We start from the raw sequence: 12,650 nt of genomic DNA, 5'->3' as shown, positions 1-12,650 counted from the left end.
CCATCCGACGCAGAGTCAGACCCCGAACGGTCTCGAAGCCGTGGGTTGGTTCTGTGCCCTTGACTTTTGAGAAGATCAACATCGCACAACCAAAACCGCCGACCAGGAGACCGTTGGGTGTCTGACCCTGCGGGTCAGACACCGGTTTATCGGTTTTAATCAGGTAAAATCCGGCTCTTGATTCTTTTCTATCTGCACCATGCACATCCACATCCTAGGCATCTGCGGCACCTTCATGGGCGGGCTTGCCGTCCTGGCAAAGGAAGCCGGCCACCGCGTAACGGGTTGCGACGCCAATGTCTATCCCCCGATGAGCACGCAGTTGGAAGCGCAGGGCATAGAACTGATCCAGGGTTTCGGCCCCGAGCAGGTGGAACTGAATCCCGACCTTTATGTCATCGGCAATGTCGTCTCGCGCGGCAATCCGCTGATCGAAGAGATCATGAACCGCAACCTGCCGATGATCTCCGGCCCGCAATGGATCGGTGACCACATCCTGAAGGACAAATGGGTCCTGTCGGTCGCGGGCACCCACGGCAAGACCACCACCTCGGCGATGCTGGCCTGGATCCTGGAACATGCCGGCTACGCGCCCGGCTTCCTGATCGGCGGCATCCCGCAGAACTTCGGCATCTCGGCCCGCCTGACCGGCCCCGGCGCCGACTCCGAATTCTTCGTCATCGAAGCAGACGAATACGACACCGCCTTCTTCGACAAGCGCAGCAAGTTCGTGCACTACCACTCGAAGACGGCCATCCTGAACAACCTGGAATACGACCACGCCGACATCTTCCCGGACATCGGCGCCATCGAAACCCAGTTCCACCACCTGGTGCGCACCGTGCCGGGCATCGGCCGCGTGATCGCCAATGCCGACGAAGCGAGCCTGCAGCGCGTGCTGAAACGCGGTTGCTGGAGCGAGAAGGAAACCTTCGGCAGCGCAGAGGGCGCCGACTGGTCCATGGCTGAACATGCCGACGGCAGCTTCGACGTCATCTTCAAGGGCGCCAAGGCCGCCACTGTGAACTGGCAGCTGACCGGTAAACATAACCGCTCCAACGCGCTGGCCGCGATTGCCGCAGCCCGCCACGTGGGCGTGCCGATCGAGATCGCGGCCCAGGCGCTGGAAAGCTTCCAGAGCGTGAAACGCCGCATGGAAGTGCGCGGCACCGTTAACGGCGTGACCGTGTACGACGACTTCGCCCACCATCCAACCGCCATCGAAACCACCGTCGGCGGCCTGCGCCAGAAGATCGGCAGCAATGGCCGCATCCTGGCCGTGCTGGAGCCGCGCTCCAACACCATGAAGCTGGGCACCATGAAGGACGCGCTGCCCGGCAGCCTGAAAGAGGCCGACCTGGTATTCGGCTTTGGCAGCGAGCAAGCCCTGGGCTGGAAACTGGCTGAAGCCCTCTCGCCAATGGGCGAAATCGCCTCGGCCTACGAGGACCTGGACGGTATGGTGAAAGCTATTGTCGCGCAGGCCAGGCCGGGCGACCATATTATTGTGATGAGCAACGGCGGCTTCGGCGGCGTCCACCAGAAATTGCTGGAGGCGCTGAAGTAATGATTTTGTACCTGCATGGCTTCCGTTCTTCGCCGCAGTCGATGAAGGCGCGGCTGACCGGGGAGCGGATGGCGCAGCTTGGCCGCAGCGCGGAATTCATCTGCCCGCAGCTGCCGGCCAGCCCCAGGCGGGCAATGGAACTGGCCTTTGGCCTGGTGGCAGGCGTGCCGGCCGAAGAACTCACGATTGTCGGTTCCTCGCTGGGCGGCTACTACGCCACCTGGATGGCGGAAAAGCTTGGCTGCCGCGCCGTCCTGCTGAATCCCGCAGTGGTTGCGGCGCTTGACCTCGAAAAGCACGTTGGCGTCACGACCGCCTATCATTCGGACGAGCCGTTCGAATTCAAGCGTGAATATATAGAGGAGCTGCGCGCGCTGGCCGTGCCGAAGATTACGCAGCCGGAACGCTACTTCCTGGTTGCCTGCACCGGTGACGAAGTATTGGACTACCGCGACATGGTGGCGCACTATGCCGGCGCGAAGCAGAAGGTAGTGCAGGGCAGCGACCACGCCATCAGCGAGTACGCCGGCTACCTCGACGAGGTCCTCGAGTTTTGCGGCATCACGGGCGAGGCTCGATGAAAGGTCAATCGCTGCGCCAGGCCAACTGGCACGGTCACGTGCTCGCGACAAACGCCCCGCACCCCTACCGCCACTGGCTGACCGGCGGCGGCTCGCTGACCAATAAGCTGAAAGCGCACAGCAGCGCCTTCCGCGTGCAGTTGCTGCACCAGGACACGGCAATCTGCCTGGCAGATGAAGCCAACATCATCGGCTACCACCGCCCAGGCCGCGTCTGGGAGCGGGAGGTCTTGCTGCGGTGTGATAATACGCCTGTCGTCTTCGCCCATACCGTGGTGCCGATGTCGGCCGATGCCTCGGACTGGCCGCTGTTCAGCGCCCTGGGCGAACGTTCGCTCGGCAGTACACTGTTTGGCGACCCGCAGGTGCGGCGTGGCGAACTGGAATTTGCGCGGCTGCGCGCGACGCATCCGCTGGCCCGGCGTGCCCGCAGTGCCTTGTCGGCGCACGGCGCCGAGGTGCCGGATGAAGCTTTACTGTATGCACGGCGCTGCCTGTACCAGCGCCATGAAGGAACTTTGCTTGTGACCGAGGTATTCCTGCCGCCGGTGCTCAAGCTTGAACGGAATAATGTGAAATGAATGTATTTTTTGAAGAATCCGGCGATTTCAAAGTAGGCAGCGTGCTGTCGCAGGCGGGCGAAGCCTACCAGGTTGAAATGGCCAGCGGCAAGCGCAACAAGGTCAAGACCAAGGATGTCATGCTGCAGTTTGACAAGCCGTCGCCGGCCGAGCTGATGGAGCAGGCCAAGGCCATTGCCGCCGACGTCGACCTGGACTTCCTGTGGGAGGTGGCGGGCGAAGAGGAGTTCGGTTTTGCCGAACTGGGCGCCGAATACTTCGGCCACGCTCCGCAAGCGGCCGAAGCGGCCGGCCTGATCCTGAGCCTGCACTCGGCACCGATCTATTTCCACAAGAAGGGCCGCGGCCGCTATAAGAAAGCGCCCGAGCAGACCCTGAAGGCCGCCCTGGCCGGCATCGAGAAAAAGAAACAGCAAGCCATCATCCAGGGCCAGTACGCCGAGGAGCTGAAGGCTGGCACCCTGCCGGCATCGATGCAGAACATCGTCAACCAGCTGCTGTTCAAGCCGGACAAGAACACCATCGAATACAAGGCGCTGGAGCAGGCCGCCAACGAGGCCCACACCACGCCGGCGCGCCTGATGCTGTCGGCCGGCGGCATCAAGTCGCCGAAAGAGCTGCATATGGCCAAGTTCCTGTTCGAGAATTTCCCGAAAGGCCATGGCTTCCCCGAACTGCCGGTGCCTTCCGCTCCGGCCAAGCTGCCGCTGGCGGCGGTGGAAGCGTTCTCCATCGACGACGTGACCACCACCGAGATCGACGACGCTTTCTCCGTGGTGCACCAGCCGGACGGCAAGGTGCGCGTGGGCATCCACATCGCCGCCCCGGGCCTGGGCATCAAGCCGGACGACGCCATCGACAAGATCGCGCGCAGCCGCATGTCCACGGTCTATATGCCGGGCGATAAGATCACCATGCTGCCGGACAGCATCGTCGACGCTTTCACCCTGGCCGAGGGCAAGACTTGCCCGGCCCTGTCCCTGTATGCCGTGCTCGACCCGGCCGACTGGTCCGTGATCTCGACCGAGACGATAGCTGAACTGGTTCCGATCGCCAACAACCTGCGCCACAACACGCTGGACGAACTGGTCAACGAGGAAACCCTGGCCAGCGGCGCGGGCGACTACCCGCGCAAGGCCGAGCTGGCCTTGCTGTGGGGCTGGGCACAGCACCTGGAAGCAGGCCGCATGGTCAAGCGCGAAGCGTTCGGCCTGAAGCCGGAACAGAACAACCGCGTCGACTTCAACTTCTATGTGGAAGACGATGTCGTCACCATTTCCCGCCGCAAGCGCGGCGCGCCGCTGGACAAGATCGTGGCCGAGCTGATGATCTTTGCCAACTCCACCTGGGGCAAGCTGATGCACGACCATGGCGTGCCGGGCATTTACCGTACCCAGGGACAGGGCGTGGGCGGCTGGGCCGCCAAGATGCAGGTGCGCATGATGACGCAGGCGGCCCCGCACCAGGGCCTGGGCGTGGACCAGTACGCGTGGTCGACTTCGCCGCTGCGCCGGTATACCGACCTGGTCAACCAATGGCAGATCCTGGCCTGCGCTTCGCACGGCGTGACCGCGCCGATGGTGGCGCCGTTCAAGCACAAGGACGCCAACCTGTTCGCCATCGTGTCGGCCTTCGATGCGGCCTACGCGGCCTATGCCGACTTCCAGTCGAATATGGAGCGTTACTGGTGCCTGAGATGGCTGGGCCAGGAAAATGCGAAGGAAGTGGAAGCCGTGGTGCTGAAGGATGAAGTACTGCGCCTGGCCGACATCCCGCTGATCGTGCGCATGCCCGGCATGCCGTCTGTTGCACGCGGGTCACACGTGAAGCTGGACGTGCTGCGCTGGGACGAAGTCGACCTGGCCATCGAGACGCGCCTGCAGGAAGGCTCGATTATCCTGCCTTCCGAGCCCGAGGCGGAACTGGACGAGGAAGAGGCGCCAGCCGACCCGGCGCAGCCGACCGAGGCCGACGCAGAGGAAGCTTCGCTCGCCAGCGAGACGGTTGTTACCGAACCTGGCCCACAGTGAAGTAGAATTCAAGATTCTCTAAAGCATCATTTTTGATTCCAGCGCGTGAAGTATTTCAAAGAAAACCAGTTCCTTGTCATCGCCTCCGCAGTATCGGTGGGTTTCCACGCCGTGGCGCTGATGGTGCATTTCGTCGCCCCCAAAGATTTCAAGGTCGAGCCAACCGACCCCGGCCTTGAAGTCATCCTGGTCAATGCCAAGCATGCATCCAAGCCGCTGAAGGCCGATGCACTGGCGCAGGCCGACCTGGATGGCGGCGGCAATGCCGATGCCGGCCGTGCCAAATCCCCGCTGCCCGACATGCGCCGCATGGAAACCGGCGACAGCATCAAGGCCTCCCAGCGCTATATGCAGGAGCTGGAGGAGCGCCAGAAAAACCTGCTGAGCCAAGTCAGGAAGAGTCCTTTGTCCGCCCCGCCGGTGGCCGAAAAGAACCAGACCGACCCTAGCCGCACTGGCGCCGAGCTGATTGAAAGCAGCAAGGCCATCGCCCGCATGGAAGCGGAAATCACGCAAACCATCGACGACCAGAACAAGCGGCCGAAAAAGACTTTCCTGTCGCCGAGCACGCAGGGCGTCGGCTACGCCATGTATTACAACGCCTTCCGCCGCCGCGTGGAGGATATCGGCACGCTCAATTTCCCGCAGAAGGATGGGCGCAAGCTGTACGGCGTGGTGGTGCTGAGCATTCCTATCTTCCAGGACGGCAGCGTCTATGAAAAGGAAGGCGGCACCGTGATCGAGCGCAGCTCCGGCAATCCGGATCTGGACAAGGCTGCGATCAGCATCGTGCGCCGCTCCGCGCCATTCGGCAAATTCCCGCCGAATATGCGCTCCAAGGACCGCGACGACCTGTGGGTGATCGTGCAGAAGTTCGTCTTTACGCGTGAAGAGAAGGTCGAGGTTTCCTACGGAAGCAACCAGTGATGGACAAGTACTGCGTCTTTGGCAACCCGATTGCCCACAGCAAGTCGCCTGAAATCCACGCGGCCTATGCGGCGCAGACTGGCCAGCAACTGAGTTACGAGAAATGGCTGGCGCCGCTGGATGGCTTCGGCGCCGCAGTCCGGGCCTTTATCGCCGCTGGCGGCAAGGGCGCCAACGTCACCGTGCCCTTCAAGCTGGAAGCGCACAGGCTGGCCACTTCGCTGACCGTGCGCGCCCAGGCTGCGGGCGCGGTAAATACCCTGGTGTTCGGCGCTGATGGCAGCATCACGGGCGACAACACCGACGGCGCCGGCCTGGTGGCCGACATCGTGCAGAACGCCGGCGTCGCGATTGCCGGCAAGCGCGTGCTCCTGCTTGGCGCAGGAGGCGCTGCGCGCGGCGTCGTGCTGCCCATCCTGGAACATCGTCCCGCTGCGCTGGTGATCGCCAACCGCACCGTTGCCACGGCCGAGGCCCTGGTCGAACAATTCGGCGCGCTGGCCGGGCCGGGCGTGTTGTCGGCCTGCGGCTTTGCCGACGTCCTGGGCGCATTCGACATCATCATCAACGCCACCTCCGCCAGCCTGAGCGCCGATCTTCCGCCCGTGCCGGCCACGGTCTTTGCGCCGGGTGCGCTGGCGCTGGACATGATGTACGGCGCCAGGCCGACCGTCTTCATGCAATTCGCCGCCAGCCACGGCGCCGTCGCGCGCGACGGCCTGGGCATGCTGGTCGAACAGGCCGCCGAAGCCTTCCAGGTCTGGCGTGGCGTGCGCCCTCGGACTGCCGAAGTGCTACAGCAGTTGCGCGCCAGGCTATGATCAGGAAGCTGAAGTGGTTCATCATCGTCCCGATCGCGATTTTCCTCGCGGTGCAGCTGTATTTCCTGGTGCAGATCTGGTGGTGGGTCGACCATAACCCGACCATGACGGCCTTCATGCGTGAGCAGCAGGCCGCCATGCAGGAGAAGGACCCGAAAGCGCGCGTGCAGCAGCAATGGGTAGGCTACCAGGCCATTTCCGCGAACCTGAAACGCGCGGTGATCGCTTCGGAGGATGCCAACTTCGCCGAGCATGAAGGCGTGGATTGGGAGGCGATGCAGAAAGCCTACGAGCACAACCAGGAAAAGAAGAAGGGCGCCAAGATCCACGGCGGCTCGACGATCACGCAGCAACTGGCCAAGAACCTGTTCCTGTCCGGCTCGCGCAGCTATCTGCGCAAAGGGCAGGAGCTGATCATCACTTATATGCTCGAGATGCTGATGGATAAGCGCCGCATCTTCGAGATCTATCTGAACGTGGCGGAGTTCGGGCGCGGCATCTACGGTGCGGAAGCGGCGGCGCGCCACTATTACCGGATTCCGGCGTCGAAGCTGGGGCCGGAACAGGCGGCGCGGCTGGCAGTCATGCTGCCGCGTCCTAAATACTATGATGCGCACCGCGAATCGGCCTATCTGGCGCGGCGTACCGGCATCATCATGCAACGAATGAATTCGGCGGATCTTCCATGAAAAAACATCAAGCGGGCATCAGCCTGGTCGCGGTGGCGGTCATTATGGGCGTGCTGGGCGCAGTGGCGGCATTTGCACTGATCTCGATGCGGCAGGAGCGCAACCTGTTTGCAGAAGGACTGAACAAGGTCGGCGCCAAGGCGGCCGAAGTGGCGGCGCCAGCGGTGGCATCGGTGACGCCGCCGCCGGCACCGATGCGCAAGTGCGTCATCAACGGCAAGACCGTGATTTCCAATACCGAATGTGGTGAAAAAGGCAAAGTCATCGAGATCCACGACTCGCGCGGCATCGAGCCGCCGAAGGAGCCGCCCAAGCCGCCGCCGGAAGCGATGCCGAATGCCACAGACCGCGCCATTGAGCGGGCAACGCGCTAAAAATATGCCTCGGCGGGGTGGCAACCCGCCCCCCTTTGCGGGTACACTTGCGAAGTTTTTTAGAACCCGCGCTCTACATCCCCTGTCCGGCTGAGATTGCCTATGATCAATGTTTTCGTTTTACAAAATGGCCGGCTCAACCAGGTGCCAATTGAGACGCGCGAAGACCTTGAACAAGTGGCGCCGGTCTGGGTCGACCTGACTGATCCGACAGAAGACGAACGCGCCTGGGTCAAGTCCATCTACGGCGTCATCCTGCCAGGCGAAGACGAAGTCAAGGACATCGAAGCCTCCGCCCGCTACTACGAAGCGGAAAACGGCGACCTCCACCTGCGGACCGACTTCCTGCTGGAAGAAGACGAGGGCCCGTCGCGCGTGGTCACGGTGGCGTTCATCCTGGCCAAGAAAATGCTGTTCTCGGTACACACCGACGACCTGCCGGTATTCCGCCTGGTGCGCATGCGCGCCCGTTCGCGTCCCGGTTCGATCGCCGACTACATGGACGTGCTGCTGGACCTGTACGCCACCGACGCCGAGTATTCGGCAGATGCGCTGGAAGGCATCTACCAGAACCTGGAAGAAGTCTCGGGCCGCGTGCTGCAGGAAGAATTCACCGACAAGGACGCGGCCGACGCCCTGAGCGCCATCGCGCACGAGGAAGACTTGAATGGCCGCATCCGCCGCAACATGATGGACACGCGCCGCGCGGTCTCGTTCCTGATGCGCGGCCGCCTGCTCAATTCCGACCAGTTCGAGGAAGCACGCCAGATCCTGCGCGACATCGAATCGCTGGATGGCCACACTTCCTTCCTGTTCGACAAGATCAACTTCCTGATGGATGCCACCGTCGGCTTCATCAACATTAACCAGAATAAGATCATCAAGATCTTCTCGGTGGCTTCGGTGGCCTTCCTGCCGCCGACCCTGATCGCCTCGGTGTACGGCATGAATTTCGACTTCATGCCCGAACTGAAATGGCACCTGGGCTACCCTTGGGCCTGGGGCCTGATGATTGTCAGTGCTGCCGCGCCATTGATGTATTTCCGCCGCCGCGGCTGGCTGCGTTGATGTAAAGCAACATATTTATTTGCTAAGCCCTGTTTGAAAGGTAGAATTTCGCCGCGACTCCCGGTTGCGCGAAATTCCAACGATACGAAAGGGCTGAGATGAGATTCGGATTTGGGCTGCTGCTTGCCGTTGCCGCAGGCTGGCTGGCAGGTTGCGCCACCCCGCCTCAAGCTCCGGTCTCGATGGCTTACAGGCCATTTGCCGAGCCGGGACTGCGCATCGGCGTCGCGATGAGCAAATTGCCCAAGGCTGACACCAGTTTCCCAGGTGCCGAATGGCCGCTGTGCCATGCTGCCGCCGCGCTGGCAAACGCCAAGCTGACGGCCCACGCGCGGACCTTGCCGACGGATGACCTGGCCGGCCTGAAGGATGACATCGCCGCAGTGTTGAAACTGAAGGGCCAGGTGCCTGTCGTGATCGACGAGCCGATTGTGGTGGGCCAATTGCCCAAGGCCGGCAGCACAGTGCGCAACGCGGCGCCCAGGGATTACTCCTCGCTCCAATCGCAGTACCAGCTGGACAAGCTGCTGGTGGTGGAGTTGGCGGAAGTAGGCATCACGCGCGCATACTCCTCGTACATTCCCGCTGGCGAACCCAAAGGAGTCGTCCGCGGCATGTTCTACATGGTCGACTTCAGGGACGGTTCCTACGAGTGGTATGTGCCGCTGCTGCAGCAAAAGAGCGCGCAGGGCAACTGGGACGAAGCGCCGGCCTTCCCTGGCTTGAGCAATGCCTATTTCCAGGCGATCGAAGCGGCCCGCCAGGCCATCCTCCAGCCGCTGGCCAACTAAGACAATGACCCGCCATCGTTACATTGCCCTGGCCGTACTGCTGGCTTGCCTGCCGGCGGCGAAGGCGGCCGAATCCGCGCAGGCCGATGCCCACTGGTCGCTCAGTTTGCCGGCCGAGGAAAAAGTCGCCTTCCACGGCCAGGTCAATTTTGACAAGGCCGGCCAGGCGCCGGGCACCATGCTGTATCCGACGCCCGGCCTGGCCGGTTTTATCATGGCCCTGGCGACGCACGCGGCGGTGGTCAAGGGCCAGATGAAAGAGCAGCGCAGCGAGATCGAAGCTGAGGCGGACCGGATCCTGGTGCCTTTCAGGAAGACCCTGAATACCTTCAGCCATGCCGAGCTGGCTGAGCGTGCTTTTCCTGCGGCGACGGGCGCATCCTGGCTCGGCAGCAATGAGCGGCCGCAGTCAGGACTGCTCATTGCCAGCTCACCGGTGTTTTACATGACGCAGGACCAGAGCGCGCTGATCGTCGACAATACCGTGTCGGTGTTTCAGGCGGGAAGCGAGCAGCCGGTCTACACCAACACGGTGCGGGTCGTGTCGCGAGCCGTTGAAGTGGAGAACGAGGCTGTATTCTGGCAACGCGACGGCGGCCAGCGGCTGCGGGAGGTCAGCGCTGGACTGTTCCGTGCATCAGTCGAGATTGCGCGGGCGCATGCGTTCGTGCCTGTCGCACCGAACGCCGGCGCCGAGCGCACCTTCCGCTACCTGGAAGGGAAGAATGAGGCAGTCGAACGCGCTGTACCGGTCAGCGAGCATTGCGGCCGTGCGCTGGTCAGGAACTTGCGTGGCTGGCTGATGTCGATTCCGCTCAAGCGCGTGCGCGCGTCAGCGCCCGAGTGCGCTGGGCCGGCCGGGCCGCCAGCGCTGTAGCGCAGCGGACCCGGCTCAGTGCAGCCGCGCGCCCAGCGCCTCGACGAATTTTGCAGGGTCGTCCACGCCAAGCACGATGTGGGTGGCAGCCCGGTCGCCGCCCAAGAGTGTTGGCAGCGCGGTACCGGGCCGCAGCGTGATTTCCACATTCATCGCACCCTGGTGGCGGAAATAGCGCTTGCCAGGCAGGCGCCGCTCCGGATGCGGCACGCGCGCGACTGAGACGATCGCGGCATACGGGACGACGGCATCGGCGGCCAGCGCGCCGCAGCGCAGGTGCAAATCGGCAGCGCCAAGCGACACTGGCCGCGCCAGGGTGGCGCGATAGTCGGCCAGCAAATAGAGCAGGCCCCAGGCAGTCAACGCCGTAGCGACCCAGGCGGCAGCCGGAGACCATAGGAAGTGCAGCAGCAAATGCGCGACGGGGATGTCGAATGCCATCAGCCAGATCCACGCAAGCTGGTTGCTCGCGTTGCCGCCTGCACGGGCCGTCGAAAAATGCTGTTCGCCTTCAAATACGGGCGCCGTGCGCATGAACAGGGCGTAATACCAGATGCGTGCTTCGAACTCCATCAGGCGGCCCGTGGTGCCTTTGCCAAAGCGGCGCCGGATAGCACGCGCCAGGACGCGGTCTGGATTGGCGTCGGCCTGCAGGGCGCGACGAATTCCCAGCAGCAGCCAGGCTGCGAGGGCTATTTCCGCCATGGCGAGCAGCCCAGGCAGTGCCATGCGCAAGCGGTCAATCTCGCGCCATGCCAGCTTGGATGCATCGGGGATGGCGAAACTGCCGAACGCCAGCCCCAGCAACAACATGGCGGCACATTTCCTGAGCCAATCCTTCCAGGCGGGCCGGCAAATCAGCAAATATGCAACAGGGAATGTAACCAAAAGGTCCAGTAGCAGCGGCCACTCCGGATGACCCAAGGGGTTGCCCTGTGTCCGGTAAAGGACGAAATGACCGCCCAGGGCGCCTGCGAATAACAGTGAAAACCAGTTGTTCCTGCTCCAGCTGCGAACCATTGCATGCTCCAGTACTTGTACTTGTCAATCATATACAGCATTCGGGCCACATATTGACACGAAAGTATCTTCGTCACATTCTTTCGTTTCACAATCCACATTTACCCCGGAGGCTGAATGGCTGAGGTCGATTTGTCGCCAGCATCGCAAGCGATGCTGGCGCTGCGCGACCAGGTGATCGACGCCTGGCGCGAGGTAGCGCGGGAGACCTTGTGCAAGGCCGGCGAGCTGCCCGACCCGATCTTGCTGAATACCCTGCCGACTTTTTACGAGCACCTGGCACGCCTGCTGACGCACGAGTATTACCAGGCCAGCGGCGTCGACGTGGCGGTGATCGCGCAGGAGCATGGCGGCGAGCGCGCGCGCCTGAGCGGCTACGACACCACCACCCTGATCCGCGAATACCAGCTGTTCCGGCAAGTGCTGTTCAAGATGCTGCACCTGCACAGCGTGGTGCTGACCCATGATCAGCGCGAAGCGATTGCCACCTCGATCGACAGCGCCATCCGCGAAAGCGTGACGGCCTTCGCCCTGATCCAGTCAGCGCTGCGCGAGCAGTTCATTGCCGCGCTGACGCATGACCTGCGCACACCACTGTCGACCGTCAGCGTGGCGGCGCAAGTTATCGAAAGCAAGGCGCCGAGTGACGACATCCGCAGGTTGGCCGAGCGCATCGCGGTGAACGCGCAGCGCATCGAAGCAATGACGCGCGACCTGCTGGACTGCATGGTGTTCGAAGGCGGGCAACGCTTGCCGCTGCACCTGGAGGAGTTCGACCTTGCCTTGCTGGCCTACGAGGTTGCGCAGCAAACCATGGAGCGCAGCGCAGTGCAGGTGCAGGTGGAATTCGAGTCGGCAGTGGGGCAATGGTGCCGCGCCTCGCTGCAGCGCGCGCTGGAGAACCTGCTGGGCAATGCCATCAAGTATCGCACGCCGGGTACGCCGGTCCTGGTCCGGGTCGCCTTCCATGGCGAGCGCGTGCAACTGTCCGTGCACAACGACGGCGAGCCGATTCCTGCCGAAGAGCTGGAATCGATCTTCCAGGTCTATCGCCGCGCGCGCGGGGGCAAATGCTCCAAGGATGGCTGGGGAGTAGGGCTGCCCTATGCGCGCCGCGTGGCCGAGAGCCACGGCGGCAGCATCATCGTCACCAGTTCGGCGGCGCTGGGCACCACCTTCCGGATCGACATCCCGATGGACGCGCGGCCTTTCAACTGCGCCCCAGTAGTGAATTAAAAGTCGGGGTCAGGTCTGGCAATCCGCCACATTTTTCGCAAAGCGAAAAATGTGGCGGATTGCCAGACCTGACCCCGACTTTTTGACC

At 62.8% G+C, this 12,650-nt stretch carries 13 protein-coding genes; 12 read left to right on the top strand and 1 reads right to left on the bottom strand.

What is annotated here, in order from left to right; translation table 11 throughout:
* Positions 1-199 precede the first annotated feature (199 nt).
* From mpl to ACN9MY_RS27380, 11 genes are all read left to right on the top strand, one after another.
* Positions 200-1,567, top strand: a complete 1,368-nt coding sequence (gene mpl, locus ACN9MY_RS27430) for a UDP-N-acetylmuramate:L-alanyl-gamma-D-glutamyl-meso-diaminopimelate ligase (RefSeq protein ID WP_426336405.1) — start codon at positions 200-202, stop codon at positions 1,565-1,567.
* Positions 1,567-2,148: a YqiA/YcfP family alpha/beta fold hydrolase gene (locus tag ACN9MY_RS27425; protein WP_426164834.1), complete on the top strand. Its 582-nt coding sequence runs from the start codon at positions 1,567-1,569 to the stop codon at positions 2,146-2,148. Before mpl ends, ACN9MY_RS27425 begins: the two co-directional genes overlap by 1 nt.
* Complete coding sequence (locus tag ACN9MY_RS27420; protein ID WP_426319252.1) at positions 2,145-2,729, top strand: chorismate--pyruvate lyase family protein; 585 nt, start codon at positions 2,145-2,147, stop codon at positions 2,727-2,729. The genes ACN9MY_RS27425 and ACN9MY_RS27420 overlap by 4 nt, the downstream gene beginning before the upstream one ends.
* On the top strand, positions 2,726-4,759 hold the full coding sequence (locus ACN9MY_RS27415; RefSeq protein WP_426319251.1) for an RNB domain-containing ribonuclease: 2,034 nt from the start codon (positions 2,726-2,728) through the stop codon (positions 4,757-4,759). The genes ACN9MY_RS27420 and ACN9MY_RS27415 overlap by 4 nt, the downstream gene beginning before the upstream one ends.
* Before the next feature lie 45 nt (positions 4,760-4,804).
* A complete protein-coding gene (locus ACN9MY_RS27410; RefSeq protein WP_426164828.1) occupies positions 4,805-5,686 on the top strand; it encodes an energy transducer TonB in 882 nt (293 codons plus the stop codon).
* Positions 5,686-6,507 carry a shikimate dehydrogenase gene (aroE, locus tag ACN9MY_RS27405; protein WP_426319250.1) on the top strand — a complete coding sequence of 274 codons (822 nt, stop codon included), beginning with the start codon at positions 5,686-5,688 and terminating at the stop codon, positions 6,505-6,507. Before ACN9MY_RS27410 ends, aroE begins: the two co-directional genes overlap by 1 nt.
* Positions 6,504-7,196, top strand: coding sequence for a monofunctional biosynthetic peptidoglycan transglycosylase (mtgA, locus tag ACN9MY_RS27400; protein ID WP_426164824.1), 693 nt, complete (start codon positions 6,504-6,506; stop codon positions 7,194-7,196). The genes aroE and mtgA overlap by 4 nt, the downstream gene beginning before the upstream one ends.
* Positions 7,193-7,570: a DUF4124 domain-containing protein gene (locus ACN9MY_RS27395; protein ID WP_426164822.1), complete on the top strand. Its 378-nt coding sequence runs from the start codon at positions 7,193-7,195 to the stop codon at positions 7,568-7,570. The genes mtgA and ACN9MY_RS27395 overlap by 4 nt, the downstream gene beginning before the upstream one ends.
* 102 nt (positions 7,571-7,672) lie before the next feature.
* Positions 7,673-8,638: a magnesium/cobalt transporter CorA gene (corA, locus tag ACN9MY_RS27390; RefSeq protein WP_426164820.1), complete on the top strand. Its 966-nt coding sequence runs from the start codon at positions 7,673-7,675 to the stop codon at positions 8,636-8,638.
* A 98-nt stretch (positions 8,639-8,736) separates the two neighbouring features.
* The gene (locus tag ACN9MY_RS27385) at positions 8,737-9,429 is read left to right on the top strand and encodes a hypothetical protein (RefSeq protein WP_426164818.1); all 693 of its coding nucleotides are present in this window, start codon (positions 8,737-8,739) and stop codon (positions 9,427-9,429) included.
* 4 nt (positions 9,430-9,433) lie between these two features.
* Positions 9,434-10,306 carry a hypothetical protein gene (locus ACN9MY_RS27380; RefSeq protein WP_426319249.1) on the top strand — a complete coding sequence of 291 codons (873 nt, stop codon included), beginning with the start codon at positions 9,434-9,436 and terminating at the stop codon, positions 10,304-10,306.
* 15 nt (positions 10,307-10,321) lie between these two features.
* Here the strand turns inward: ACN9MY_RS27380 and ACN9MY_RS27375 are convergent, their stop codons facing one another.
* Complete coding sequence (locus ACN9MY_RS27375) at positions 10,322-11,119, bottom strand: hypothetical protein (RefSeq protein WP_426164814.1); 798 nt, start codon at positions 11,117-11,119, stop codon at positions 10,322-10,324.
* A 324-nt stretch (positions 11,120-11,443) separates the two neighbouring features.
* Here ACN9MY_RS27375 and ACN9MY_RS27370 point away from each other — a divergent pair, with 324 nt between their 5' ends.
* Positions 11,444-12,562 carry an ATP-binding protein gene (locus ACN9MY_RS27370; RefSeq protein ID WP_426319248.1) on the top strand — a complete coding sequence of 373 codons (1,119 nt, stop codon included), beginning with the start codon at positions 11,444-11,446 and terminating at the stop codon, positions 12,560-12,562.
* Positions 12,563-12,650 lie beyond the last annotated feature (88 nt).

The sequence above is a fragment of the Pseudoduganella sp. R-31 genome (assembly GCF_049913235.1).
Classification (GTDB): domain Bacteria; phylum Pseudomonadota; class Gammaproteobacteria; order Burkholderiales; family Burkholderiaceae_D; genus Rugamonas.
The sequence above is the reverse complement of the archived record's forward strand: the minus strand, read 5'-3'. Positions and strand labels throughout refer to the sequence as shown.

Coding starts and splice junctions, on each gene's coding strand:
- ACN9MY_RS27425 (WP_426164834.1), top strand. CDS start 1,567: ATGATTTTGTACCTGCATGGCTTCCGTTCTTCGCCGCAGTCGATGAAG.
- ACN9MY_RS27395 (WP_426164822.1), top strand. CDS start 7,193: ATGAAAAAACATCAAGCGGGCATCAGCCTGGTCGCGGTGGCGGTCATT.
- aroE (WP_426319250.1), top strand. CDS start 5,686: ATGGACAAGTACTGCGTCTTTGGCAACCCGATTGCCCACAGCAAGTCG.
- ACN9MY_RS27415 (WP_426319251.1), top strand. CDS start 2,726: ATGAATGTATTTTTTGAAGAATCCGGCGATTTCAAAGTAGGCAGCGTG.
- ACN9MY_RS27420 (WP_426319252.1), top strand. CDS start 2,145: ATGAAAGGTCAATCGCTGCGCCAGGCCAACTGGCACGGTCACGTGCTC.
- mpl (WP_426336405.1), top strand. CDS start 200: ATGCACATCCACATCCTAGGCATCTGCGGCACCTTCATGGGCGGGCTT.
- ACN9MY_RS27380 (WP_426319249.1), top strand. CDS start 9,434: ATGACCCGCCATCGTTACATTGCCCTGGCCGTACTGCTGGCTTGCCTG.
- corA (WP_426164820.1), top strand. CDS start 7,673: ATGATCAATGTTTTCGTTTTACAAAATGGCCGGCTCAACCAGGTGCCA.
- ACN9MY_RS27385 (WP_426164818.1), top strand. CDS start 8,737: ATGAGATTCGGATTTGGGCTGCTGCTTGCCGTTGCCGCAGGCTGGCTG.
- ACN9MY_RS27370 (WP_426319248.1), top strand. CDS start 11,444: ATGGCTGAGGTCGATTTGTCGCCAGCATCGCAAGCGATGCTGGCGCTG.
- mtgA (WP_426164824.1), top strand. CDS start 6,504: ATGATCAGGAAGCTGAAGTGGTTCATCATCGTCCCGATCGCGATTTTC.
- ACN9MY_RS27375 (WP_426164814.1), bottom strand. CDS start 11,119: ATGTTGTTGCTGGGGCTGGCGTTCGGCAGTTTCGCCATCCCCGATGCA.